At 50.4% G+C, this 26,146-nt stretch carries 27 protein-coding genes; 13 read left to right on the top strand and 14 right to left on the bottom strand.

The genetic code is table 11. The annotated features are described in order from the left end of the window. The first annotated feature begins 12 nt into the window (after window positions 1–12). The 3 genes from C8273_RS10985 to C8273_RS10975 are packed head-to-tail and all read left to right on the top strand — an operon-like array spanning window position 13 to window position 2,041. Window positions 13–333, top strand: a complete 321-nt coding sequence (locus C8273_RS10985) for a YerC/YecD family TrpR-related protein (protein ID WP_106627753.1) — start codon at window positions 13–15, stop codon at window positions 331–333. Continuing rightward, complete coding sequence (gene hisZ, locus C8273_RS10980) at window positions 330–1,508, top strand: ATP phosphoribosyltransferase regulatory subunit (protein WP_106627752.1); 1,179 nt, start codon at window positions 330–332, stop codon at window positions 1,506–1,508. Before C8273_RS10985 ends, hisZ begins: the two co-directional genes overlap by 4 nt. Next, on the top strand, window positions 1,505–2,041 hold the full coding sequence (locus tag C8273_RS10975) for an HD-GYP domain-containing protein (RefSeq protein WP_106627751.1): 537 nt from the start codon (window positions 1,505–1,507) through the stop codon (window positions 2,039–2,041). Before hisZ ends, C8273_RS10975 begins: the two co-directional genes overlap by 4 nt. Window positions 2,042–2,052: 11 nt before the next feature. On the opposite strand, the gene C8273_RS10970 is transcribed toward C8273_RS10975, so the two are convergent. Beyond that, window positions 2,053–3,009, bottom strand: a complete 957-nt coding sequence (locus C8273_RS10970; RefSeq protein WP_106627750.1) for a D-2-hydroxyacid dehydrogenase — start codon at window positions 3,007–3,009, stop codon at window positions 2,053–2,055. Between the two features lie 157 nt (window positions 3,010–3,166). On the opposite strand from C8273_RS10970, the gene hisG reads away from it, so the two are divergent. From hisG to C8273_RS10925, 9 genes are all read left to right on the top strand, one after another. Beyond that, on the top strand, window positions 3,167–3,832 hold the full coding sequence (hisG, locus tag C8273_RS10965; protein ID WP_106627749.1) for an ATP phosphoribosyltransferase: 666 nt from the start codon (window positions 3,167–3,169) through the stop codon (window positions 3,830–3,832). Beyond that, window positions 3,829–5,184, top strand: a complete 1,356-nt coding sequence (hisD, locus tag C8273_RS10960; RefSeq protein WP_106627748.1) for a histidinol dehydrogenase — start codon at window positions 3,829–3,831, stop codon at window positions 5,182–5,184. The genes hisG and hisD overlap by 4 nt, the downstream gene beginning before the upstream one ends. Next, window positions 5,168–6,232, top strand: coding sequence for a histidinol-phosphate transaminase (hisC, locus tag C8273_RS10955; protein ID WP_106627747.1), 1,065 nt, complete (start codon window positions 5,168–5,170; stop codon window positions 6,230–6,232). Before hisD ends, hisC begins: the two co-directional genes overlap by 17 nt. Beyond that, entirely contained in the window at window positions 6,229–6,828 is a 600-nt protein-coding gene (hisB, locus tag C8273_RS10950) for an imidazoleglycerol-phosphate dehydratase HisB (protein WP_106627746.1), read from the top strand. Before hisC ends, hisB begins: the two co-directional genes overlap by 4 nt. Before the next feature lie 10 nt (window positions 6,829–6,838). Next, window positions 6,839–7,468: an imidazole glycerol phosphate synthase subunit HisH gene (hisH, locus tag C8273_RS10945; protein ID WP_106627745.1), complete on the top strand. Its 630-nt coding sequence runs from the start codon at window positions 6,839–6,841 to the stop codon at window positions 7,466–7,468. Beyond that, window positions 7,465–8,187, top strand: coding sequence for a 1-(5-phosphoribosyl)-5-[(5-phosphoribosylamino)methylideneamino]imidazole-4-carboxamide isomerase (gene hisA, locus C8273_RS10940; protein ID WP_106627744.1), 723 nt, complete (start codon window positions 7,465–7,467; stop codon window positions 8,185–8,187). Before hisH ends, hisA begins: the two co-directional genes overlap by 4 nt. A 36-nt stretch (window positions 8,188–8,223) precedes the next feature. Beyond that, complete coding sequence (gene hisF, locus C8273_RS10935) at window positions 8,224–8,991, top strand: imidazole glycerol phosphate synthase subunit HisF (RefSeq protein WP_106627743.1); 768 nt, start codon at window positions 8,224–8,226, stop codon at window positions 8,989–8,991. Further along, window positions 8,991–9,695 (top strand): bifunctional phosphoribosyl-AMP cyclohydrolase/phosphoribosyl-ATP diphosphatase HisIE, encoded by a 705-nt coding sequence (gene hisIE / locus C8273_RS10930; protein ID WP_106627742.1) that lies wholly within the window; start codon window positions 8,991–8,993, stop codon window positions 9,693–9,695. The genes hisF and hisIE overlap by 1 nt, the downstream gene beginning before the upstream one ends. 199 nt (window positions 9,696–9,894) lie before the next feature. Then, entirely contained in the window at window positions 9,895–11,283 is a 1,389-nt protein-coding gene (locus C8273_RS10925) for a pyruvate carboxylase subunit B (RefSeq protein ID WP_106627741.1), read from the top strand. Window positions 11,284–11,520: 237 nt separating this feature from the next. Here C8273_RS10925 and rlmD read toward each other — a convergent pair whose 3' ends face one another. From rlmD to mnmA, 13 genes are all read right to left on the bottom strand, one after another. Further along, on the bottom strand, window positions 11,521–12,921 hold the full coding sequence (rlmD, locus tag C8273_RS10920; protein WP_106627740.1) for a 23S rRNA (uracil(1939)-C(5))-methyltransferase RlmD: 1,401 nt from the start codon (window positions 12,919–12,921) through the stop codon (window positions 11,521–11,523). Beyond that, window positions 12,918–13,586 (bottom strand): HAD family hydrolase, encoded by a 669-nt coding sequence (locus C8273_RS10915; RefSeq protein ID WP_106627739.1) that lies wholly within the window; start codon window positions 13,584–13,586, stop codon window positions 12,918–12,920. The genes rlmD and C8273_RS10915 overlap by 4 nt, the downstream gene beginning before the upstream one ends. Window positions 13,587–13,706: 120 nt before the next feature. Beyond that, complete coding sequence (gatB, locus tag C8273_RS10910) at window positions 13,707–15,146, bottom strand: Asp-tRNA(Asn)/Glu-tRNA(Gln) amidotransferase subunit GatB (protein ID WP_106627738.1); 1,440 nt, start codon at window positions 15,144–15,146, stop codon at window positions 13,707–13,709. Continuing rightward, on the bottom strand, window positions 15,143–16,609 hold the full coding sequence (gene gatA, locus C8273_RS10905; protein ID WP_106627737.1) for an Asp-tRNA(Asn)/Glu-tRNA(Gln) amidotransferase subunit GatA: 1,467 nt from the start codon (window positions 16,607–16,609) through the stop codon (window positions 15,143–15,145). Before gatA ends, gatB begins: the two co-directional genes overlap by 4 nt. 12 nt (window positions 16,610–16,621) lie before the next feature. Beyond that, window positions 16,622–16,912, bottom strand: a complete 291-nt coding sequence (gene gatC / locus C8273_RS10900) for an Asp-tRNA(Asn)/Glu-tRNA(Gln) amidotransferase subunit GatC (protein WP_106627736.1) — start codon at window positions 16,910–16,912, stop codon at window positions 16,622–16,624. Between the two features lie 72 nt (window positions 16,913–16,984). Next, on the bottom strand, window positions 16,985–17,866 hold the full coding sequence (speB, locus tag C8273_RS10895) for an agmatinase (RefSeq protein ID WP_106627735.1): 882 nt from the start codon (window positions 17,864–17,866) through the stop codon (window positions 16,985–16,987). Continuing rightward, window positions 17,847–18,707: a polyamine aminopropyltransferase gene (speE, locus tag C8273_RS10890; RefSeq protein WP_106627734.1), complete on the bottom strand. Its 861-nt coding sequence runs from the start codon at window positions 18,705–18,707 to the stop codon at window positions 17,847–17,849. The genes speB and speE overlap by 20 nt, the downstream gene beginning before the upstream one ends. A 3-nt stretch (window positions 18,708–18,710) precedes the next feature. After that, on the bottom strand, window positions 18,711–20,165 hold the full coding sequence (locus C8273_RS10885) for an aminotransferase class I/II-fold pyridoxal phosphate-dependent enzyme (RefSeq protein WP_106627733.1): 1,455 nt from the start codon (window positions 20,163–20,165) through the stop codon (window positions 18,711–18,713). After that, window positions 20,165–21,109 (bottom strand): ABC transporter substrate-binding protein, encoded by a 945-nt coding sequence (locus tag C8273_RS10880; protein ID WP_106627732.1) that lies wholly within the window; start codon window positions 21,107–21,109, stop codon window positions 20,165–20,167. The genes C8273_RS10885 and C8273_RS10880 overlap by 1 nt, the downstream gene beginning before the upstream one ends. Beyond that, window positions 21,106–21,507, bottom strand: a complete 402-nt coding sequence (locus tag C8273_RS10875) for a DUF3783 domain-containing protein (protein WP_106627731.1) — start codon at window positions 21,505–21,507, stop codon at window positions 21,106–21,108. The genes C8273_RS10880 and C8273_RS10875 overlap by 4 nt, the downstream gene beginning before the upstream one ends. A 14-nt stretch (window positions 21,508–21,521) precedes the next feature. Further along, window positions 21,522–22,379 carry an NYN domain-containing protein gene (locus tag C8273_RS10870; RefSeq protein WP_106627730.1) on the bottom strand — a complete coding sequence of 286 codons (858 nt, stop codon included), beginning with the start codon at window positions 22,377–22,379 and terminating at the stop codon, window positions 21,522–21,524. An 11-nt stretch (window positions 22,380–22,390) separates the two neighbouring features. Beyond that, window positions 22,391–23,440 (bottom strand): hypothetical protein, encoded by a 1,050-nt coding sequence (locus C8273_RS10865; protein ID WP_106627729.1) that lies wholly within the window; start codon window positions 23,438–23,440, stop codon window positions 22,391–22,393. 188 nt (window positions 23,441–23,628) lie between these two features. After that, window positions 23,629–24,690 (bottom strand): tRNA 2-thiouridine(34) synthase MnmA, encoded by a 1,062-nt coding sequence (mnmA, locus tag C8273_RS10860; protein WP_199821103.1) that lies wholly within the window; start codon window positions 24,688–24,690, stop codon window positions 23,629–23,631. A gap of 216 nt (window positions 24,691–24,906) precedes the next feature. Between mnmA and C8273_RS10855 the strand changes: the two genes are divergently transcribed. Beyond that, window positions 24,907–26,145: a tRNA(Met) cytidine acetate ligase gene (locus tag C8273_RS10855; RefSeq protein WP_106627727.1), complete on the top strand. Its 1,239-nt coding sequence runs from the start codon at window positions 24,907–24,909 to the stop codon at window positions 26,143–26,145. Window position 26,146 lies beyond the last annotated feature (1 nt).

The following is a 26,146-nucleotide window of genomic DNA, read 5'->3' as shown; positions in this document are numbered from 1 at the left end:
GAGGGATCTATAATGGTAAATCAAAAATTGAGAGATGATCTAACCGATCAACTGTGTCGTGCCATCCTTTCGCTGGATACCATGGAGGAGTGCTACCAATTCTTTGAAGATGTCTGTACGATCGGGGAACTCCGTGCGATGGCACAGCGCCTGGATGTTGCCCGTATGCTGTATGCCGGAAATACGTATGACGATATTGTGGCACATACCGGAGCCAGTACTGCGACCATCAGCCGTGTTAAACGATGTCTGAATTACGGTGCAGACGGATATACGCTCGTACTTGAAAAGGGGATTTCTGAACCGCTGATTGATAAGGAGAACCTTCGATGAAATCTGAAAAACTTATTTTGGAAACACCATACGGAACACGAGATCTCCTGCCCGAAGATGCAGCAGAAATGCGGCACATGGAAAATAACCTGTCCGGTCTGTTTCGGCTGTGGGGATATGATGAGGTCGTCACGCCTACCATTGAACATCTGGAAACATTGGCACCACGCATATCGGAGGAGAATTCTCTATTTATGCTGTTGGGGAATCAGAACAAGCCTCTTGCTCTCCGCAACGAAATGACAACGCCGATTGCAAGACTGGTCAGCAGCCGTCTGAAGGATGCGCCCACTCCTTTGAAATTGTCCTATTTGGGCAACGTATTTCGTGTGGAGCAAACGCAGATGGGGCGTCAATGTGAATTCCATCAAGCGGGAGTAGAGCTAATGGGGAGTGATACACCTGCCTCAGACGCTGAAATTGTTGCTTTGGCAATCGAGTCCGTTCTTACATGCGGAATCAAGGATTTTCAGATACACATGGGACAAGTCGATTTCCTTGATGGTATGCTGGCATATTATGAGATCGAGGATGAGCAGTGCAAGGAGTTCAAGTCCGCAATAGAACGTCATGATATTGTCTTCATGAATCAGCTGATTGACGCATTGCCTCTTTCGCTTGAGGCCAGAGAAACACTGAAGACGCTGCCGTTGCTGAATGGCAAGGATGACCTGCTGAAACGACTCTATGATCTTCCTCTCAATACGCAGAGCCGGTCAGCTGTTGACAATCTTGCCGCAATTTATGCGCTGATCCAGTCATACGGTTATGAGGATTATGTTCGCTTTGATCTTGGTACCATCCGAGATTTTAACTACTATACAGGAATGGTTTTTGAGGGCTATTCAATCGGATTGGGATTTCCGTTATGTGGTGGCGGTCGCTATGATCATCTTTTGACAGAATATGGACATCCCATGCCGGCAACGGGTTTTGCTCTCGGTGTGGAGAGAATTTTGCTTGCACTTTCTCGCCAAGGAGTACAAATTCGGCCTTCCTCTAAAGATGTGTATATCGGCTATACAGATGCTTGCATTGATAATGCGATCCGGCGAGCGACGGAGCTTCGTCGGGCGGGCAAGGTTGTGGAACTTGGGATGAAGGAGCAGTCCCGTACATGTGCCGAACAATCCTGCGCAGCACGGGGATATGAATTGTTAGAGTATTTCGGATGAGACAGCGGATTCATCAGTTTATGCGCGCTTTGTTCGGGCGGCTTGATGCGAAAGGACATGACTTTGTGCGGTCGTATCTTAGCTCTGCGGAGCAAAAGCTTTTCTATGATATGCATGCGGCAGATCAGTATCATGCCTTTCGTGTCGCACTTACAGCACAAGAACTCTATACAGAACATGGACACATGGATACGGCTGAGTATCTCCTGCTCACGCGCTGCGCATTGCTCCATGATATTGGACGTACAAAAGGGACGGCTGATATCTGGGGAAAGGTGCTCGCCGTCCTCCTATATCGATTTGTTCCATCCGCTATCCCTTATTTCACCCGCGTGAAAGATTCACGGCGTATTCGTGGAAGAATCGGAATGGCGCTATACGTCTACGTCAGTCATCCGTATATCGGTGCAGATAAATTGCGTGCAATCGGCACTGTGAAAGAAGCGGAAATCATTCAATATCATCAAAAAAAAGCAGCACCAGAGGATTCTCTGGTGCTGTCCATATTAAAACAGGCGGATGCATGGAATTGAACATGTGCGGCTCAGTAACCGCGCTGCTTGTCTACTACATTGAGCATCCCAATACGCTGCGGGAAGATCTGTAAGTTGTTGCGAAAAATTTTGAGGGATCGATCCAGATACATGGGGGATATCGCCGAGTGGTGCGGTGTGATAAACAAATTCGGCACATCCCACAACGGAGAATCCTCTGGAAGCGGCTCGGTCGTGAAAACATCAAGGGAGGCTCCGCGTATGCGCTTTGTCGTAAGAGCCTCCTCTAAGTCGGCTTCTTCGACGATATCGCCCCTGGATACATTGATGAAGAATGCATTTTCTTTCATCATGTCAAATGTTTTGCGGTTAAATAATTTTTTGGTCTGCGGTGTCAAGGGAAGGGTAACGATTATGTAGTCCGCACAGGACAGTGCCGCTGGCAGATGATCGATCGTAAATAACTGATCGACAAACGGCTCGATAGATGTTGTTTGCTTTACTGCAACAACACGCATCCCCATATTTTTGAGATGTTTTGCAATCTCTCTGCCGATGCTGCCCAACCCGATGATGGCTGCAGTTTTTCCAAACAGCTCGTCAGGCTCCGTCAAGCGCTTCCATATACGTGCCTTTTGATTTTCCCATGCCTCGATGAGGCACCTGCCGGACGCAAGCATTGTCCCAAGTACATGCTCTGCCATGGGGATGCCATGAATGCCGCGCGAATTTGTCAGCAGTATATCGGACTGAGAGAACGTCACGTTCGATAGAAGTTTTTCAACGCCCGCACTATACGTATGGATCCATTGGAGGCGCGGCATTTGGGGGAGATACTTCTCCATGTCCATTTGCGCATCATAACCCAACAGAATATCTATCTCGGAAAGAACGTCACCGACTTCCGATGGACGTATACATCTGCATTGACAATGTGGATAGCTTTGATGGATGAGACCTATTTGTTTATCACTTAATCTTACAAATGATAATATTTGAAGTGCCATCTGCGACTCCTTTTGTATGGATGAATTTTCTATATACTTACAGAGTATTCGCGATAAGAGGTAAAAATCCTTTTTGATTGGTTGACCTATTATCTCCAACGTGGTAGTATACGATTATATTAGCTCTTTAACCAACTAAAGGATAAGAGGGGATTACATGGAAAAATATGCTGCTGATTATTTGACAATCGCCTTGCCAAAAGGAAAACTGTTCTCTCTATCCGCACATCTATTTCAGAAAATTGGAATCACAGCAGACAACCTCAGTGAAAAATCTCGTAAACTTGTGATTTCAAATGATGCGCACAAGGTTCAATTCATCATCACAAAAACATCGGACGTGCCCACATACGTGGAGTATGGCGCAGCAGATATTGGTATCATCGGTAAGGATGTGCTGCTGGAGTCTGAGCAGGATGTCTATGAGCTGCTTGATCTCGGGTTCGGAAAATGTCGGCTCATGATGGCTGTGCCGCGTGCGGAGAAACGTGCACATCTCACCGATTATGCACACACGCGAGTGGCAACGAAGTATCCGCATATCGCGGAGCAATTCTTTGCACAGCAGGGAATGCAGATGGAGTATATCAAGCTGAACGGATCAATTGAATTGGGGCCGATTGTGGGGCTTTCCGAGAGTATTGTCGATATTGTGGAGACCGGAACTACACTCGCAGAGAACGACTTAGAAGAGGTCGTACACATTATGGATGTCAGTGCCCGCCTCATTGCCAATCGCGTGAGCTTTAAGCTAAAGTTCGATCGTATTTATAACATCGTCAACGATTTGAAACAAGTTTTAGAAAGCGGGGAAGTCCGATGAATATTGTTTCTGTTGCAGATATTGGCATAGGTGCTGCCGAAGATCTGCTCAAAAAGAAGGCGTTTGATGAGCTGACGCTTAGCGACTGTATACGACAGAGCAATATGCAAATCTTCGGGGAAGATCTTTCGCCGACTGCGCTTGTTCATCGCATTGTTCGAGATGTGCGGGATAAGGGGGATGAGGCACTCTTTCACTACACCAAATTACTGGATTGTGTTGATCTGACATCGGACAGCTTGATGGTGTCGGAGAAGGAATTTTGTGAAGCTGAGCGCAAGGCTGATCCGGACGTCGTCGCCTCGCTCAAAAAGGCGGCTGACAATATCTTCTCCTATCATGAGGAGCAAAAACCTCGTGCGTGGATGACTTACCGCGCACACGGCTCGATTCTCGGTCAGGTGATTCTTCCACTCGCTCGTGTCGGCATCTATGTCCCTGGAGGAACAGCGTCATATCCTTCGTCGGTTCTTATGAATGCGATTCCCGCTCTTGTTGCTGGTGTTGGAGAGATCATTATGTCTGTTCCGACCAAGGATGGTGCGATAAACCCATACGTTCTTGTTGCCGCTCGCTTCCTCGGTATTCATAAAATATTCAAAATGGGCGGTGCACAGGCAATCGCAGCGATGGCTTATGGGACAGAATGTGTTCCCCGTGTCGATAAGATCACGGGACCCGGGAATCTTTTTGTGACACTTGCAAAGAAGGAAGTATACGGTCACGTCGATATTGATATGCTTGCGGGACCAAGCGAAATTCTGATTCTGGCCGATGACAGTGCGTCCCCTTCATACATAGCCGCAGATTTGCTCAGTCAGGCAGAACATGACCCTCTTGCGTCGAGTATTCTCATCACAGATGACAAATCGTTGGCGGAGCAATCCATGAATGAGGTGCTGCGCCAGTTGGAAACACTTCCGCGTAAGGATATCGCAAGTGCATCTCTGGAAGCCAACGGACGTATTATCGTAACAGAGAATATGGAGCAGGCGATTCATCTTGCGAATGTATCTGGACCCGAGCACATTGAGCTGCTCCTCGGAGATCCGTTCCATACGCTTCCTCAGATCAGATGCGCCGGAGCTATCTTTATCGGAGAATATTCTCCGGAGCCGCTCGGGGACTATTTCGCAGGACCAAATCATGTTCTGCCGACGGGAGGGACGGCGCGATTCTATTCTGTTCTAAATGTAGAGACTTTCATGAAACGTACAAGCATCATATCCTATACGCAGAAAGCCCTTGAGGATGTCAGCGATGATATCATTCGTCTTGCCGAAACAGAAGGGCTCGAGGCACATGCGCGTGCAATTCGGATGAGGAGGGGAGAATATGCTGAACTATCGTGATGGATTGGCGTTGATGCCACACTATGATACAAGTGAACAGGATTGGCACATCAAGGTGAATGCCAACGAATCAAATATCGGGCTTCCCCCTTTGGTAGAGGAACGGGTTATGACGCGCCTGTCACGTGTAGCATTTTCACGCTATCCCAACGAAGAATATGATCTGCTCTGTGAGCAGATTGGGGAGGCGTACGGGTATCGTAAAGAAAATGTCATCATTGGAAATGGTTCAAGCGAGATCATAGAGAAGGTATTTTACGCCTTTGGCGGTGATGATAGACATAAGATCGTTTATCCAACCCCGTCATTTTCCATGTACGGAATCTATGCTGCCGTGGCAGATGCTTCCGCTGTTCCTGTTCTTCTGAACGAGGATTATACACTGGATGTAGAGACCTTCATCCAGACGGTCAATCAAAGCGATGCCTCCCTTGCAGTAATCTGCAACCCGAACAATCCGACGGGGCAAGTATTGACAATGGAAGATATTGAATGTATCGCAGAGAATATCTCATGTGCATTTCTGATTGATGAAGCGTACATTGAGTTTTATGGAAATACGGCTCTGCCGCTGCTGAAAAAATATCCACATATCATGATTGCACGTACCTTCTCAAAAGCGTATGCACTTGCCTCGTGTCGTGTCGGTTATATGCTGGCACATAGGGATGCCATTGCGATGGTGGAAAAGACCTATATGCCGTATCATATCAACGTTCCGTCACTGGTCACAGCAGATACCGTCTTTCAAATGCGCTCGGAGTTTGAGCCGCAGATTCAAATGATCTGTGCGGAACGTGAGCGTATGCAGGAAAAGTATAGACAGCTCCATTCTGTGACGGTCTATCCATCTCATGCAAATTTCATTCTGATTCATTATCCTCACGCAGACGCGCTGAACAAAGCGTTTATCAAACATGGGATCGGCGTACGAAGTTTTGGTAAGACTACGCAGCTCGAAAATATGCTGCGGGTTTCCATCGGTCGTCCAGAGGAAAACGATGCAGTCTATCGCGTCATGAAGTCTTTTGTGGAGGAACATCCATGAATAAGCGCTGTGCAAAAACACACAGAAAAACAGAAGAAACAGATGTCTCTGTCTCCATTAGTTTGGACGGTACGGGAATATCAGAGATTTCCACCGGTATTGGCTTCTTCGACCACATGCTGACACTCTTTTCTGCGCATGGTCAGTTTGATCTCCATGTGAAATGCAATGGAGATATCGAAGTCGATGGACATCACTCCATTGAGGATATTGGCATTACGCTGGGGCAGGCATTTCATGCTGCTCTTGGCGATAAACGCGGCATAACGCGATATGGTTCTTTCTATCTTCCGATGGACGAGACCCTTGCCTTTGTCGCACTGGATATCAGCGGCCGCCCATTTCTCGTCTATGATCCCGGGGATGTTCCCATGGCGCCAATGATCGGTTCCTTTGATACAGAGCTGACGGAGGAGTTTCTTCGTGCCTTTGCCGTGCATGCTGGGATCACACTGCATGTGAAGATTCTCTATGGAACGAACTCGCATCATAAGGTAGAGGCTGTATTCAAGGCGCTTGCACACGCCCTTCGGATTGCCGCAGAAAAAGATGGGCGATTGGGGGATGCCGTCCCATCGACTAAGGGACTTCTGTGAGGAGTTCATTATGATTACGATAATAAACTACGGCGCGGGAAATTTATTCAGTGTTGAAAAAGCATTTGCCGCATTGGGGGCAGAAGTACGTGTCAGCTCCCGAAGTGAAGACATCCTCTCCTCGGATCAAGTTGTACTTCCGGGCGTGGGGGCGTTCGGAGACTGCATGAAGCAGCTAAAAGCATCCGGACTAATTCCTGCAATCAAAGAGAACGTTGAGCGAGAGGTTCCGTTGCTTGGTATCTGTGTCGGGCTTCAAATTCTCTTCGAGGGCAGTGATGAATCCTCCGGCGTAGAAGGGCTTAATCTACTGCGTGGCCATGTGCACAAAATATCCGCACCGCATGAAAAGATTCCACACATGGGGTGGAACGCACTGGATATTTCGGAACATCACAGAGAGACTGGACTGTTCCATGGGCTTTCTCCGTATCCCTATGTGTACTTTGTACACAGCTATCACGCGATGCCTGATGATGTGTCCATCATTTCATCGACATGCTTCTACGGCGAGAAGATTACAGCATCGATATCCGCAGGAAATATTATGGCAACACAATTCCATCCAGAAAAGTCTGGGGACATTGGGCTGCGCATCATTCATAACTTTATCCGTTACGGATTGGAGGTAAGTGTATGATTGTTCTCCCTGCAATCGATTTGCGCAATGGGAAATGCGTCCGTCTGTACAAAGGAGATTTTGCACAGGAAACAGTATACAGCACCGCGCCGGAGGAAGCCGCTCTCCGCTGGGAACGAGAAGGGGCTGAATTCCTGCATGTAGTTGACCTTGATGGGGCACTTGCGGGAAAACCATGCAACGGTGCCGCGATAAAGAACATTCTCAGCAATATCCACATTCCGATCGAGGTCGGCGGTGGAATACGTACGCTCGAAGCCATAGAAAGCACATTGAATCTTGGTGTATCCCGCGTGATCCTAGGCTCTGCCGCTGTCCAGAATCGAAGCCTCGTCAAGGAAGCCTGCCAGCGTTATGGAGAGCGCATCGCCGTCGGAATTGATGCCAAGGATGGGATCGCAGCAATAGACGGATGGGGTATATCAGGTGGTATTTCTGCCATTGCTCTGGCGAAGGAACTCTCCTCGTATGGATTAGAAACCATCATATATACCGATATAGCGAGGGATGGAACCCTCTCCGGTGTCAATGTAGAAGCAACCGCTAAACTGGCATTGGAATCCGGCGTCCGTGTCATTGCCTCTGGGGGAGTGCGATCACTGGAGGACATTCACGCACTGAAAGAACGGGAAGCGGATGGAATCATCGGTGTGATTGCCGGAAAATCCATCTATGAAGGGACGCTTTCTTTATCCAAGGCGATTGCTGCTGCTCGCTAACATGAATCCATCTTTTGAAAAAGGGGGAGTTCCATCTTGAAAAAAACATTTGCAAAACGTATTATTCCTTGCCTTGATGTCAAAGACGGGCGTGTCGTCAAGGGGACAAATTTCGTCGGATTAAGAGATGCAGGAAATCCCGGTGATTTAGCCGAGCGCTATGACAAAGAACGGGCAGACGAGCTTGTATTTCTGGATATCACGGCGTCCAATGAGGAGCGAAATACAATGGTGGACGTTGTATCCGACTGTGCCTCAAAAGTATTTATTCCATTGACGGTTGGAGGCGGCATTCGAAACACAGAAGATATGCGGCGTATGTTAAATGCGGGGGCAGATAAAATTTCTGTAAATACGGCCGCAATCAAAAATCCTGAGATTATTCGGGAAGGAGCAATGCGTTTCGGAAGGCAATGTATTGTCATTGCAATCGATGCCAGACGCAATGGGGAGAATTCGTGGGAAGTCTATATGAACGGAGGACGGATACCTACGGGGTTGGACTGTATTTCGTGGGCAAAGAATGCTGTTGCGCTTGGTGCTGGCGAAATTTTACTAACCAGTATGGACGCTGATGGTACGAAAAACGGTTATGATATTGCACTTACCCGCGCTGTGTCAGAAAACGTCAATGTTCCCGTAATCGCTTCCGGAGGAGCCGGCAAGTTGGAGCATTTCTATGATGTGCTTGCTGATGGAAAAGCGGATGCTGTGCTCGCGGCGTCCTTATTTCATTATGGTGATCTGTCGATCAAAGAAGTTAAAACATACCTAAAATCACGTGGTCTGGAGGTTCGATTCTGATGAATGTTGATCTTTCTATGATTCAATTTGATGCGCATGGGCTTGTACCTGTTGTTGTTCAGGAAGAAAACAATCAAGTTCTTATGCTCGCGTATATGAACCGCGAAGCCCTTGAAAAAACGATTGAAACCGGGGCTGCGTGGTACTACAGTCGCAGCCGTAAGAAGCTGTGGAAAAAAGGAGAAACATCGGGAAATGTGCAGCGTGTTCAGGAACTCTCATACGACTGCGATGGTGATACGCTCCTTCTCCGTGTCAAACAGACCGGTGTAGCATGTCATACCGGATCGTATTCGTGCTTTAGCGGGCGGAAACTCTATCATGCCAGCGAAAACAGCATTGTTCCCGTTGATGCAAAAGATGATATGCCGCTTGCAGAGATTCTATCCGATCTCTATCAAGTTATTCAGAGCCGTCGGCTGCATCCGGTGGAAGGCTCTTATACAAACTATCTCTTCGATAAAGGGCAAGACAAGATCCTGAAAAAACTTGGCGAAGAAACGGCGGAGACCATCATTGCATCCAAAAATAACATTCGTGAAGATGTGCTTTATGAAATGGGTGATCTCTGGTATCACTGTTTGGTTTTGTTGGCTTATCACAATATGACACCGGAGGATTTGCTTGAAGAATTGAAACGCAGACACAACGGCGGCAGCTATCATAAATTTGCCGGAAAAACCGGAATGCGTCCCGACATGTAGTTTTAGATTGATTCCCCCTCCAACTATCCATAATGGTAATTATGGATAGTTGGAGGGGGAATTTTTAATGGAAAACGATATCCAAAGATATGTGAATTTTATAACTTGTCATTGACAATAATGCAATTTGATTCTATAATTTAGATGTTGGGTTATATAATTTTTGATTATACTGTTTAATCAAGGAGAGTGTTCTTTTATGGCAAAGAATCCGGTCAAAATCACTGAGACTGTCCTCCGCGATGGTCACCAGTCACTGTTGGCAACCCGCATGAGAATTTCGGATATGCTTCCACAGCTTGCGGCACTTGATGCCATTGGCTACAATTCTCTTGAAGCATGGGGCGGTGCTACGTTTGATAGCTGCCTGCGCTTCCTTGATGAAGATCCGTGGGAGCGTTTGGATATTTTGAAGAAGAATCTCAAAACTCCGATCCAGATGCTTCTCCGTGGTCAGAACCTGCTTGGTTATAATCATTACTCCAATGATGTCGTGGAAAAGTTCGTCCAGAAGGCATCTGAGCATGGCATTGGCGTATTCCGTATTTTTGATGCTCTCAATGACATTCGCAACCTCAAAGTTGCGATTGACGCGGCGCTCAAGTGCCCTGAGAAGCCGCATGTTCAAGGCTGTCTGGTCTATACGATCAGCCCTGTTCACACGAATGAGAGCTTCGTCGAGTTGGCTGTTGAACTCGAGAAAATGGGCTGTCATTCCGTCTGTATCAAGGATATGTCAGGCCTTCTGAAGCCGTATGTGGCAGAGGATCTTGTCAAGAAGCTCAAGGCTGCGGTAAAGATTCCCATTGATCTTCATACGCACTGCACCTCGGGATTCGGTCATGCAACCTATCTGAAAGCGATCGAAGCAGGTGTCGATATCATTGATACAGCACTTGCCCCCTTCTCAAGCGATACTTCGCAGCCGTGCACAGAGACGATGGTGGCAATGCTCGAAGGCGAAGAGCGCGATACAGGGCTTGACCGTCAGGCGATGACGCCAATCTCGAAGTACTTCCTTGGGGTCAAGCAGGATCTCATCAAGACCTTTAACCTTAAGGGCTACTTCGATGTGAACCCGAATGTGTTGGATTTCCAGATTCCCGGCGGAATGCTTTCCAACCTTGCGAACCAGCTCAAGGAAGCCGGTATGGAGGACAAGTATCAGGATCTGTTGGATGAGATGCCGCGCGTTCGCAAGGATGTCGGCTATCCCCCGCTCGTTACGCCGTCTTCTCAGATTGTCGGTACTATGGCGACCTTCAATGTTATGACTGGTGAGCGCTACAAGATGGTTCCAACCGAGTTCAAGGATCTCGCACGCGGCAAGTTCGGCAGAACCCCTGTTGAGATCGATCGCAAGTTCTTGACCGACACGCTTGGCATTGCGCCTGAGGATATCATCGAGGACTGCTCCATCGAGGATGCGAAGGCAACGACATTTGCAGAGTTTAAAGAGGAACTCAAGAATAAGGGCTATCTCAACCCGTCCGATGAGGATGTTCTCTCCTATGCACTCTTCCCACAGGTTGCAGAGGAGTTCTTCCAGAAGCATTACAAGCCGATTACGGCATACGTCAAAGAATAGGATATGACCTAAGGAAGAACTGATAAATTCAGCTTATCAGCGATTCACTAAGATTACACTTACCTCAAAACCTCTCGATTCAAATGGATCGAGAGGTTTTTTCTTGTATAGACCGCCAAACGTACACATTCAAATCCCCCTGCAATAAATTTATTGGGGGGATTTGACGTGTTGCGGAGGTATGATCTTCCCGATGGTGTTTCAGGAAGTATGTTTTTCAGATTGTATTCCGAACTTTTATTTCCTCATCCGTAACAGCAATGTTATCGTCTCGACATGTGATGTCTGAGGAAACAAATCTACGGGTTGAACTTCCTGTGCGGCATAACCGAGGTCTTTTAGGATAGCAAGATCGCGCGCAAGTGTGGCGGGGTTGCAGGAGACGTAGACGATGCGCTGTGGCTTCATATTCGCAAAGGTACGCAGAACGGTTTCGGTGCAGCCGGCACGCGGCGGATCGACGACGACGACATCGGGGCGAATGCCCTGCTTGTAGAGAGCGGGCATGACGGCGGTCGCATCGCCCACGATGAACTCGGCGTTCTTTACATGATTGTCGCGTGCATTTTTTCGCGCGTCGAGGATGGCGGGTTGTACGATTTCAATACCGTAGACCTTCCTCGCTTTTTGGGCAAGAAACAGTGTGATTGTTCCCGTGCCGCAATAGGCGTCGATGACCGTTTCTGTTCCGTGAAGATCGGCATAGGAGAGTGCCTGCTCGTAAAGGCGTTCTGCCTGTCTTGTATTGATCTGAAAGAAGGAGCGTGGGGAGATGTGGAAGTTCAGCTGACCCAAAGAATCGATAATCGTCGGTCGTCCCCAGAGCAGCTGTGTGTCGCGCCCCATGATGACGTTGTTGCGATAGGTCTGGATATTCTGATGAACACTGGCGAGGTTCGGCAGACGCTCGCGCAGCATGCGCACAAAATCCTTGGCACGCGGCAGTTGCTTTGTTGCAGTAACGATGACGGCCATGAGATCGTTGCTTCGCCCAACCCGTCCGACGATATGGCGTAGAACCCCCTTGTGTGTGTCCTCGTTATAGACAGGAATGTGGAGATGTTCTGCAATCTCACGTGCAGTATTTGCTAGGTCATTGTTCTCCGCACGCTGGATATGGCAGTTTTCCGTATTGATAATCGTGTGACTGCCCTGTGCAAAGCAGCCAATCACGATCTTTCCGCTGTCTCGTCCAATCGGAAACTGCATCTTGTTTCGATAGTTCCACGGTTCTTCTGCACGCAGTGTTTCCCGCACGGGAATCTGCGGGAGTTTGCCGATATGGGTCAATGCGTCTATGACCTGTGCACGTTTTGCATGCAGCTGAGCCTCATAGGAGAGGTGTTGGAGCTGACAGCCGCCGCACTCCTCGTAGAGTGCGCAGAGCGGTGCAGCGCGGTCGACACTCTCGTGCAGGATTTGCTTGATACGGCCGCGTGCATAGCTGCTCTTTACATCTTCAATGACGGCAGAGATGGTCTCGCCGGGGAGTGCATGCGGGACAAAGATGGTAAAGTTCTCATATCTCCCTACTCCCTCCCCGCTCGTTCCGAGGCGGTCAATATGAAGTTCATAGGTCTGTCCTTCGCAAACGGGAATCGCCTGCACGGCTTTCTTTATCATCTTTTTCTGCTTCATCGTTCTGCAAATGTTACCTTTTCAAATAGTTTCATCGGATGTGTCAGGAGAATATCTGCCCCATGTGCCACGAGTTCTTCCCTCGATCGGAATCCCCAGAGAACGCCGATTGCAGACGCTCCTGCATTGCGCGCTGTATCCATATCCACGCTTGTATCGCCAAAATACGCGGTCTGCTCCCCCGTAACGCCAAAATTTTTCATGATGCGAAGCACCTTTTGCGGATCAGGCTTACGTGGCAGTCCTTCCTGATCGCCGATGATTTCCAAAAATGTATCGTGCGGGAACAGTGCCTCTACAATCGTCTCCGCCGCGGACTGATGTTTGTTGGTACAGACTGCCATCGGAATACCGCGTCGCTGCAGCTCTTCAAGCATTTTCAGAATGCCGTCGTACGGTTTCGTCTTTTGGAGCAGATTTCGCGCGTAGCAGTCCTTGTACTCCGACATAAATTGCTCCACGAAAGCCGTATCTGTTGCGTGTTCCTCCGGCAGGATTCGCTCGATGAGTTTTCGGGAGCCGTTGCCCACGAAATAACGATATGCCTCCACTTCATGTGTAGGAAATCCGTGTGCGTGAAGTGTGGCATTGGCACTGTCCGCCAGATCGTCCAATGAGTTGACGAGCGTTCCGTCCAAATCGAAAATAGCAGCTTCATAGTTCATGGAAATGCCCCCTTTGACAAAGGGGCTGTTGCACGAAGCAAAACTTCGTACAACGCCCCTTCTTTGTGCCCCTTCCACCGCTTCGCGGTTCCCCTTCCCTGTCATATGGGAAAGTCTTGGTCAGCCGAGTTTTTTTGCCAAGAGTTCGTTGACCATCTGTGGGTTCGCCTTGCCCTTGGACTGCTTCATCACCTGTCCGACAAGCGCACCGATTGCCTTCTTATTGCCGCCCTTGTAGTCCTCGACGGCTTTTGCGTTCGCTGCGATGACCTGATCGACAATATTCTCGATCTCCTTTGTGTCGGTGATCTGGACAAGCCCCTTGTCCGCAACGATCTTTTCAGGTGTATCGGGCGATGTCCACATCTCCTTGAATACGGTTTTGCCGATCTTCGAGGAAATCGTCCCCTTCGAGATGAGTAGGATCATCTCACCGAGACGCTTTGCATCAACGGGTGAATCCTCGATCGTCTTGCCCTCGGCATTGAGGTTCTTTGCGAGATCGCCCATCAGCCAGTTTGCTGCGAGTTTCGCGTCCGCGCCCGTCGCCGTAATGGCATCGTAGTACTCCGCCATTGCACGCGAGCTTGTAATGATGCCCGCATCGTAAGCGGAAAGCCCCGCTTCGTCCATCAGACGGGCACGGCGTGTATCGGGCAGCTCGGGCAGTTCCTTGCGGATCGCCTCGATCTCCTCTGCGCTCGTCACAATCGGCGGCAGGTCAGGCTCCGGCATATAGCGGTAGTCATGTGCCTCCTCCTTGCTGCGCATGGAGAGGGTGATGCCGCGCTCAGGATCCCATGTGCGCGTTTCCTGAATGATGTGACCGCCGTCCTCGAGCACCTCGGTCTGCCGCTCAATTTCATAGTTGATGGCATCTTCGAGTGCCTTGAAGGAGTTGATGTTCTTCATCTCCGTGCGCGTTCCCAGTTTGTCCGAGTCGACAGGACGCAGAGAGACGTTGATATCCGCGCGGAGATTCCCCTCCTCCATGCGGCAGTTGGAGACATCGATGTACTCCATGATCGTCTTGATCTTCTCCATGTAGGCACGCGCTTCTTCCGCCGAGGACATATCCGGCTCGGAGACGATTTCAAGTAGGGGGACACCCGTACGGTTGTAATCCACGTTGGACGAGGAGGAGTCCTTGATCGTCGTGCCGGAGTGCACGAGCTTCCCTGCGTCCTCCTCCATGTGGATGCGCGTCAGACGAATGCGCTTCTTCCCAGACTCTGTGTCGATATCGACCCACCCATGCTCCGCAATCGGGAGGTCGAACTGCGAGGTTTGGAAATTCTTCGGGAGATCTGGATAGTAGTAGTTCTTGCGGTCAAACTTGCTATATCCATTGATCTCGCAGTTGGTTGCAAGTCCCGCCTTGATGGCGTAGTTTACCACCTGACGATTGACGACGGGCAGGACGCCGGGAAGTCCGAGGCAGACGGGACAGACATGCGTATTCTGATCTGCACCGAAGCCCGTCGCACAGCCGCAGAAAATTTTGGTCTTTGTCTTGAGTTCACAGTGAATTTCAAGACCGATGACGGTTTCGTATTTCATGCCCTTCCTCCAATCGGCGCCAATTTCGTATGGAAATCATGTGCCTGCTCATAGGCGTACGCCGCACGCAGGATGGCCTCCTCGGCAAGCGGACGCCCGATGATCTGCAGCCCAATGGGCAGACCAGACGCAGTGAAACCGCAGGGGATGGAAATCCCTGGGAGCCCCGCAAGATTGACGGGAACGGTCGAGATGTCCTGCAGATACATCTGCAAGGGGCTTGTCATCTCACCGATCTTATAGGCGGGAGTCGGCGCCGTCGGCGTCATGATAACATCGACCTCTTCAAAGGCACGCGTAAAGTCCTGCTGAATGAGGGTACGTACCTTGAGTGCCTTGAGATAATAGGCATCGTAGTAACCTGCGGACAATGCATAGTTGCCGATGAGGATGCGGCGTTTGACCTCTGCACCGAATTTCTCCGTGCGCGTACGCGTCATCATGTCAACGAGGTCTTCGCCGTCCACACGCGCACCGTAGCTGACACCGTCGTAACGCTCAAGATTGGTCGCCGCCTCTGCGGGGGCGATCAGATAGTAGGTCGAGACGGCGTAGTCCGTGTGCGGGAGCGAAATCTCGCGCACGTCCGCTCCCATCGCTTCTACATCCGCAATCGCCTTGCGAACGGAGGCTTCGACATCGCTGTCCATTCCCGAGATGAAGTATTCCTTTGGCAGACCAATCTTGAGTCCCTTTACGTCATTCCGCAGCGCCTTTGTATAGTCCGGAACATCCGCCCTGCTTGCGGTCGAGTCCATGACATCGTTCCCCGCAATGACGTTCATGAGATGCGCGGCATCCGTGACATCACGGGTGAGGGGGCCAATCTGATCGAGGGAGGAGGCATACGCCATAAGTCCGTAGCGGGAAACACGTCCATAGGTCGGCTTCAGCCCGACAATACCGCAGAACGATGCAGGCTGACGAATCGATCCGCCCGTATCGCTGCCAAGCGCCCAGATCGCCGTCCCCGATGCAACCGCCGCCGCACTGCCGCCCGATGATCCGCCAGGGACACGCTCTGTGTCCCACGGATTATGAGTCGGGTGATAGGCAGAGTTCTCCGTCGAGCCGCCCATTGCAAACTCGTCGAGGTTTGCCTTGCCAAGGATGACAGCGTCCGCATCATGCAGTTTTGTCATGACCGTTGCATCATAGGGCGGAACAAAGTTCTCCAGAATCTTTGATCCGGCTGTCGTGCGCACGCCCTTCGTACAGATATTGTCTTTGATCGCGCCCGGGATACCCGCGAGGAAAGGAATCTCCTCCCCCGCTGCAATCTTCGTATCCACGCGACCCGCCGCGGCAAGTGCATCCTCACGATTTTCCAAAAGATATGCGCCGATTTTGTTTTCGACCGCGTCCATGCGCGAAAGTACATCTTCGGTCAGTTCGCGTGCACTGATATCCTTGCGCGTTAGCATATCATGCAGGATATGCGCCGGTTTTTCATATAGGCTCAAAACAAATCCTCCTTACCCCTCGAGTACCTTCGGTACCTTGAAATAGCCATCCTCTGCAAGAGGAGCATTCGAGAGTGCCGCCTTGTTGGAAAGGGACGGGCGCACCTCGTCGGCACGGAAGACATTCTCGATGGGAAGTGCATACGTCGTTGGATGCACATGCTCCGTATCGACACTGGATAGATTATCCACATACGTTAGAAAATCTCCCAATGTTTTGAGTGCTTCTTCTTTTTCCTCCGCAGGAATCGCAAGGCGCGAGAGATGCGCTGTTGTCGTGAGATCCTGTTCCGTTACCTTCATGCCTCCACCGTCTTTCTTTGTTATATCCGAATCATTATAGCAAATCGCTCCGCAGGTATCAAACGAAAATCCTCATACCGTTTGCGGGCGAAGAAAAGCTGTCTCGAGCGCAAGGATCATCTCCCGCAGGAGCTTGAGCGCCGTCGCTGTCGATGTGCCGCTCGCATCGAGCGGCGGTGAAAGCTCCACCATGTCACAGGCAACGACATTGCACCCGTAAATGACGGAAAGGGCTGCCTTCATGAGTTCGATGAATGTTACGCCGCCCGCCTCTGGGGTTCCGGTGCCAGGAAATGCGGATGGATCGAGCACATCGAGGTCTATGGTGAGATATACGGGACGATCCTTGACCTCTGCGATTGCTTCGGAGAGCCCTGCAAATGTAAAAGGGCGAAGATTCGTATGACCCTCGCGTGCCCACTTCCACTCCGCACGCTCACCGCTGCGAATGCCGAACTGATGAATGCGTCCGTCGCCGAGGAAATCCCAAACACGGCGGATAACCGTCGCATGGGAGAGGTGATTGCCGAGATATTCGTCTCTGAGATCCGTATGCGCGTCGAAATGAATCACGACAAGATCAGGGTGTTTTTCCGCCGCCGCCTTGATCGCGGGCAGACTCACAAGATGTTCGCCGCCAATCAGAAAGGGAAGCCGTCCGTCTGTCAAAATATTCTTCGTAAATGTATGGATCATATCCAGCGCACGCTCTGTGTCTCCGAATGGGAGCTCCAAATCGCCGCCGTCAAATGCGTGTGCATCCTCAAGATCAAGATCCTGATAGGGGCTGTACGTCTCCAGTCCGTAGGACTCTGCCCGCATGGTACGCGCGGCAAAGCGTGTTCCGGGGCGATAGGATGTCGTCGAGTCAAACGGTGCGCCGAAGATCACGATATGGCTGTCCTCATACGTCCCGTCACATCCGAGAAACGTTTCAATGTTGCGGTTCCACATCTTCAAGTATCTCCTCCACATAGTTCGGCAGGGCAAATGCAGCTGCATGCAGCTGTGTGTTATAGTAGCGGGTCTTTATGCCGAGCGACTTCCAACGTGCAAAGTCCACGCCCTCCACAGGGTGGCGGTTTTTAGACGAGAACCCAAAGAGCCAATGTCCCGATGGATAGGTTGGTATATGGACTTGGTATACACGACTGAATGGAAACGAATGTACAATGCGCTGGTGCATACGCTGCATTGCATAGGCGTCCTGCTCGTAGAATGGGCTCTCATGCTGATTGATCATGATGCCGTCCTCTTTCAGTGCCTTGAAGCAATTCCCGTAGAACTCCTTCGTGAACAGTCCCTCTCCCGGACCGAACGGATCAGTTGAATCCACGACAATGAGGTCGTATGTGTCGATGGGTTTGCGTACGAAGCGCAGTCCGTCCTCGTAGTGGATGTGAACGCGCTCATTCGAGAGACATGACGCAGTCGATGGAAGGTATTCACGGCAGACATCGACCACCATCTCGTCAATCTCTACGAGGTCGATATGTCGTATGGACGGATAGCGCAGGAGTTCGCGCACCGTTCCCCCATCACCGCCGCCAATTACAAGGATGTTCTCTGCCTCGGGATGAACACACATAGGGATGTGTGCGATCATTTCATGATAGATGAACTCGTCCTTCTCTGTCAGCATCATATAGCCATCAAGCGTCAGAAATCGCCCGAACTCAGGCGATTCAAATACATCAATCCGCTGAAACTCGCTCTGTCCACTGTAGAGCTGACGATTGACGCGAATCGATAAGCGCACATTTTGTGTATGTTGTTCTGTGTACCAAAATTCCATCGTTTAACTCTCCGTCATCACATTGAGTTTTCGTATGCTCATATCCTCCGGCCCCGTGATTTGACAGCCCTTCTTCTTGGCATAACGGATGTAGGTCAGGATCTCCTCCGTGATCTGCTCCCCCGGAGCGAGAATTGGAATGCCCGGAGGATAGCACATGACAAACTCACTGCATATTCGTCCGCATGTTTCTGCGATGGGCAGAGACTCCTTCGCTCCATAGAACGCATCCTGCGGACCGCAGATGACCGTAGGATCGATATACTCCATCTTGAGGGTCTTGGATGGATCCTTGCGGTAGTTGCGCCGAATCTCCGCCAGTGCCGCGACAAGGCGTTCGATGTCCTTCGGGCGATCCCCGACCGACACATAGGCGAGCAGATTGGCAATATCCCCGAACTCCGTCTGGATATCGTAATCATCGCGCAGGATATCATAAACCTCAATCCCCGCAAGTCCCGTTGCGCGCGTGAAAATGGACAGCTTCGTTGTGTCGAAGTCATATACTGCAGAGCCGTCGATCAGCTCACGTCCGTAAGCATAATAATCGCCAATGGTATTGATTTCGTCGCGCGCATACGCAACAAGATCGATGATCTTGTCGATGACCTCCCGCCCGCGCAGCGCAAGATTCCGCCGACTGATGTCTAGGCTGACAAGGAGCAGATAGGACGCACTTGTGGTCTGCGTGATGTTGATAATCTGGTGCACATAACCAAGCGGCATGGAGTCCGAACAGAGAAGGAGTGAACTCTGCGTGAGTGAACCCCCGGATTTGTGCATACTGATTGCCGCCATGTCTGCCCCTGCATCCATCGCTGCAACGGGCAGACGGTCACTGAAATACAGATGTGTGCCGTGTGCCTCGTCCACAAGTACTTTCATGCCGTGCGCGTGTGCGAGTTCTGTAATCGCACGAAGATCGGAACAGATCCCGTAGTACGTCGGGTTGTTGACGAAAACCGCCTTTGCCTCTGGATGCTGTGCAATCGCCGCAACAACATCCTCCACGCGCATACCAAGCGCAATCCCGAGCATATCGTCAATGCCGGGATTCACATAGATCGGAATCGCACCGCAGAGGATGAGAGCATTGATCGCACTCCGATGGACGTTGCGCGGCATAATGATCTTATCGCCGCGCCCGACCGTCGAGAGCACCATTGCCTGTACGGATCCTGTTGTACCGCTCACCATGAAGAATGCATGTGCTGCACGAAATGCCTCTGCTGCCAAAATCTCCGCGTCCCGAATCACCGAGACCGGATGGCAGAGATTGTCAAGCATCTTCATGGAGTTCACATCGACATCGAGACAGGCAGACCCGAGGAATGCCGCAAGCTCCGGATTCCCACGTCCGCGCTTGTGCCCTGGAACGTCAAATGGCACAAGCCGTGCGCGCTTCATTCGTTCAAGAGCCTCCTGAATGGGCGCACTTGTCTGCGAGAGATACGGCATTACTTCTCCTCCGTGAGCAGCTTGGAGACAAGATCGTCATAGCGATAGTCCCTACCCAAGTCCTTACTCTTTACCCAGTGTACTGCTTCCTCTACATCCTTTTCCGCTGGAAGTCCGGAGGATCGGTAGGGCTTCAGTTCGAGGGCATCGCGTGCGGGGGCGGGAAAGCCGCTCTTTTCCATCACGAGATCGATATACTCCACACGCGGTGTATCATTGAGATATTTGACAGCCTTATCGTAGGCGCGATACATTGCTCGAATAGACTGCGCCTTCTCGTTGATGGAGGAGTCCGTAAATACGATCACCCCCGGATTGATACCGAGATCCCCCGACCCAGTTACATATCGGCTGCCCGATGCCACTGCAACGCTCGCCATCGGCTCCGGTAAAACCGCCGCCGCAAGATTGCCGCTCTGCAGCATTTCGAGGCGCACGGGAATTTGCGGAATAACGACCTTGGAGACATCCTGTTCCGTCATGCCATTGACTGCGAGAATTTCATCGGTCACATACTCAATGATGGTGTTGCGTGAAATGGCAATATCCTTTCCGTGCAGATTGGCGGCAGAGGAAATCCCCGTATGTTTTCCCGCAACGAGATTGTAGTTTCCGTCCGTATAGGATGTCGCGTGCAGAGAGAATCCTCCGGATCGCGCGAAGATGACGGCAAGCAGATCGGAAACTGCGCCGTCAAGATTGCCGCTCTGGAGTGCCGCATCCCGTTCCATCGCACTCTTAAAAGGAACGAGTTCCACCTCGACGCCTTCCTCGGCAAAATATCCGCGCTCTGCTGCAATGATAAACGGGATGGAGTCGGTATCAGGCATCAGCCCGATGGTCAGTTTTGAGAGCTTCACATCCGTTGCTTCCTGCGGCTCCGAGCCGCAGCCCACGACAAAAAGAAGCATCAAAGAGAGCACTACGGCAAGAAATCTCTTCATTGTATCTTTCCTTCCCGATCCTCGACAGATACTGCATGTTCCTTCGCTATATGTTCGCACAGGTAACGCAGAGTCCACAGTGTATTGTACGGAGTAATCGTCGATTTGTACGTGATATGCGGAATCCCCGCTTCCTCCATCGCCATGAGAACTTTCGTCAGCCGTTTCCCACGAATATTTTCCAACAAAATGAGGCGGTGTGAGAAGCTGAACTCCTGCTCTTCCTGTATCTGCGTGGCTTTAAATCCCTTGTGTCCGAGCAGGTAGCCGACCTTTTCACGCCATGCGTCCGCAGGAAGAATCTGTATACGAATACCAAGTGTACGGAACACATCCTGCGCCGTATGGATTTGGTCATCGGGAAACTGATAGAGAAGAACGCGCTCTTCTTTTTTCATCGTTGTCGTTCCCTTTATTTTTCCGCAAGTCCACGCATCAGGAGATAGGTCACGAGTTCATCCAGAGAAACCTCCTCTTCGAGCATCTTTTGTTCCAACGAATTGCGCAGCGTCTTGGGGAGACGTACGGTCAAAAATCCCGTCATCGTAGGCGTTGGCATGCTTTCTACAGGAGCTGTGGAGTTCTGTACCTGCTTTTTCTTGGACTTTGTGGCAGCCTTCACCGTCTCATCCACCGCTTTGCCGGGTGAATCTTTTTTCTTGACGGTTACTGTCGTTTTCTTCTTCTGCTGCTCCGATGTTTTTTCTGCCTGTTCCTGTACAGACTTCTGCTTGACAGTCTTATCCTCGGATGATTTCTTCTTTGCCACGGTCTTCACCTCTGTACTTTTGCTTTCCTTTTGGTTTTTCTTCGTACTTTGTATCGGCTTTGATTCCGGCGGATAGACGAAGAACTCGTTGTAGGCGTTGCGTAAATCTTCGCTCGCCTGCTTCGTCCCGACCCCGATAATATACGACGGATCGTCAGCGTTTAGAGATTCGGCGATCCGTACGAAATCCGAATCCGTCGTGATAACAAAGTACTTCCGCACACCTTCCTGATATAGGATCTGCGCCGAATCATAGAGTGCGGAATCCAATGAATTTTTTCCATAGAACGTACGACTAATCTGTCGAAAGGTAAAATCTGGATATTCCATGAGGCGATCCCATCGTTTCTGCTCGGGATGTGCCTCCCAGTCCGATACTACAATCATACGGCAAGGCTGGTAACGCTGTGCCTTTTCAATCGTATACTGAAGCATTTCAATGGGTGCGTTCTCGATGTCATAGAGAATCGCTACCGTATCATTGCTCGAGTCGAGCATCATTTCACTCCTTACTACTCCACCTTTTTATCGAAGGAGCGCTTTGCGCGCTGCACGAGGAACGACGCCTCCACCTCTAGCACCTCAGCCTGACGCAGACTGCTCTCAGCAGAACGAATTGTGGCGGCATTCTTGTCCGTCATCCATGAAGCATATCCCTGTGCATAGGCAATGTGAAGATCACAAATCTTAAGGCGTAGCTGATGAAGACTCTGCATACTGCGGGGGACGGAAACGGCTGCAAGCTCATCTTTGCGTTCCTGCCAGTCGGTAAGAATATCTTGTTCCATGATCTGACGTGCCATATCGCGCGTCGCCTGACTACCAAGTGCCCCTGCGCCCAATACAGAGTAAAGGCGCAACTGCGCTGCTCCTGCCGTCTGATCGTGTCGCGCTGTGATCGCATCCGTTTCCTCTAAATAGGACTCAATGCGCAGACGGCGTGCCTGTTCAAGTAGAACGGCATATTCGTGTAAGTTCTGAATGGAAACAACCTGCCAATCCCCTGCGTCGGATGGGGCAAGCATGATTTTAAATGTGAAATCTGCATCTGCCTCCTCTTGATGGACAACAATCTCCGCCTCTGCCGTCTGCTCTGCATCGTTTTGCGTCAGTTTGGAAATCTCTTGGAATGTCAGATCGCGTACACCAATACGAGTGAGGATATTATCAGCATCGACTCCCTCCTTTGCAGGATCCGCATCAGGCCACGCACCGCTCGACAAACGTGTGTCCACTGCATCCTTGAGCATCGCAATGAATGCGGGTTTGAGCATTTTGGAGAAATCCTCAATTGCCGCAGACGTCTCACGCGAGTGCCCAAACTCAGCATCCATCGTTCCGCGCATAAAATCATCATACCCTGTGTCCAGTACAGCGTCCAGATTGACATAGCGCAGAAAAAGTTCCTTATCATTCCGATCAAGTGCGTCTTCAATGGAATGCAGCGCATAGTCCGGTGTCTTTGTATAAACGTGAAAATACCAAAAAAGTCCCGTAAGCAACAGGAGTACCGCGAGAATTGCCGCAATGGTAATCCTCACTTTCATGGCACGGCTCATCATCGTAATCTCCTCCCCATTAAGGAAGCACTGATAATTTCAGTACCGCCATTTTGACATATCTTTCTTTGCCTACTTTTTATCCATGATTCTCCACAGAGCATCACTCTGCGTTCGGTTTTTCTCCTCAATCATGCGAAAAATCTATGCAAATCTGTAACTGTTTTATCAGTGGTTTCTTGAGGAACCAATCAAGCCATCACTACATCATCAATGACTCCGCCGCCAAGCACGATGTCGTTCTCATAAAAGACAACGGATTGTCCAGGTGTCACAGCGCGCTGCAAATCCGCAAATCGTACCCGTATACGTCCATGATTGTATGGGAAAATGACTGCAGAAGCTTCCCGTTTTCCATAGCGGATTTTTGCCATAGCCGTACGTTCTGCAGTCAGTGAATCCCACATTGTCCAGCTCAGATCCGATGCTACGAGTTCCTGCGCATAGACCTCATGCGCCTCCCCTACGATGACCTGATTCTCTTTGGCATTCAGTGCCGTTACATAGAGTGGTCGTGGTGCCGCTATGCCGAGTCCTCTGCGCTGTCCAACGGTATAGAACGCAATTCCGTCATGCCTGCCACGCACATCCCCCATCCGATCAACAATATCTCCTGAACGTGCACACTCCGGTCGCCTTTTCCTAAAATAGGTCTTATAATCATCGTGAGGAACAAAGCAGATCTCCTGACTCTCCGCCTTATACGCAACGGGTAATTGATATGCCTCTGCCATGCGTCGTGTCTCATTCTTAGTGAAACCTCCAAGGGGAAATAAAATGTATGGCAGTGTCTTTCTATTCAGATGATAAAGTACATAGGATTGATCTTTTTCGAGATCCACCCCCTTGCGCAGCCGATAAATTCCATCTTCGTCACGGTCAATGCGCGCATAATGCCCCGTTGCAATATGAGAGGCACCTAGTTCACGCGCCTTATGCAGCAATCCTTCAAACTTAATATAGCGGTTGCAGGCGATGCACGGATTTGGTGTGCGCCCACGCAGATATTCATCAAAAAAATAATCCATCACCGCATGTTCGAAAGACTCTGTAAAGTCCATCACGTAATGTGGGATTCCAAGCACGTCCGCCACTCGGCGCGCATCACTCACACTGCTCAGTGAGCAACAGCTGCGGTCATCGGGAGACGCATCACGACTTTCATCTGAAAGGCGCATGGTCACCCCCACAACGTTGTACCCCTGCTCCAAGAGCAACGCTGCTGCCAATGAACTGTCCACACCGCCGCTCATCGCAACAAGAACACGCTCCTGTTTTCTCTTTTGTTCCACTGATATATTTTCTCCCTATTTCTTCATGGAACTACTGATACAGCGATTCCTTAATATTACGCTTAGTATAGCATTCACGCCTTGAAAACACAAGAAATTGTATTTACTGCACAGATCTACACAAACACTGTTTTTTTTGTTAAAATACGAATGCAGACAGATACGGGGAGGATTTCCATGCCGATCATTGGCGTCATTGCTGAATACAACCCATTTCACTATGGGCACGGCTTTCAGATTACGACTGTGCGGCGGCAATATCCTGCCGCACATATCATCGCCGTCATGAGTGGTAGTATTACGCAACGGGGCGAGCCATGTATTCTGGATAAATGGGTGCGCGCAGGGCATGCCGTCGAAGGCGGCGCGGATCTCGTCCTTGAACTGCCCTTCGTCTTTGCCTGCCGCAGTGCACAGGACTTTGCACGCGGTGGGATTATACTCCTTGCACGCCTTGGCATCGTCAGCCATCTAGTCTTTGGCATGGAGGCAGAACAGCTTGCGCCGCTCGCAGGAATTGCTGCGTGCATTGACAGTGAGGATCTGCAACGAGAGCTGGGCAGCCATCTTGACACAGGTTGTTCTTACGCAGAAGCACTGACACGCGCACTGACGAAGGAAAAAGGCATATCCAAGGATATGCTGCGAGCACCAAACAATATCCTTGCCATCGAGTATCTGCGTGCACTGCGACAGTTTGCACCACAGATCACCCCCATCGGTATTCAAAGGGCGGCAGCACAGCACAGTGATTCCAAGCTGCGCAGAGGCATTAGTAGTGCCTCATCAATCCGCCACGCACTCAGCAACGTACCGCCTCCGTGGAAGCAACTGGAAACCAGCGTTCAGGCGCATGTTCTGACCGATCTCAAAGAAGGACGTACACAGGGGCTTCCACAGGAGGACAGGCTTCTGAATCTCCTGCGTTATCAGCTGCTTATCACGGATTCTCCTGCACTCAAAGAAATCTATGGCATCGCAGAGGGCATCGAGCATCGCCTCATCTGCAGTAAGGCACAAAGCTATAGAAATTTTCTCGCAGAGGTATCTACCAAACGATATCCACAAAGCCGAATCGCCCGCCTCATCATCTATCTGCTTCTGCACCTAAAGAAGACGGAGACAGCAGCGTTTGATCTACACAGCGCAGCATATATCCGACCACTCGCATTCAATGCACGTGGAAGAGAGCTACTGCACTTAATCAAACACACATCTTCCCTTCCTATCATCACGCGTACGGCAGCATTCCTCACGAGTGCAGAACGCACCAAAGGTGCAGCACAGCTTTCATGTCTTCAGCGTATGCTTGCATTTGACACCCGTGCGACAGAGCTGCGCAGCCTCACGATTCCTGCGCGTCGCGCACAAAATCAACGTACAGATTTTATTATGTCTCCCGTATTTCTTCGATAGA

This window comes from Candidatus Centipeda massiliensis (assembly GCF_900290285.1).
In the GTDB taxonomy this organism is placed as follows: domain Bacteria; phylum Bacillota; class Negativicutes; order Selenomonadales; family Selenomonadaceae; genus Centipeda; species Centipeda massiliensis.
The sequence above is the reverse complement of the archived record's forward strand: the minus strand, read 5'-3'. Positions and strand labels throughout refer to the sequence as shown.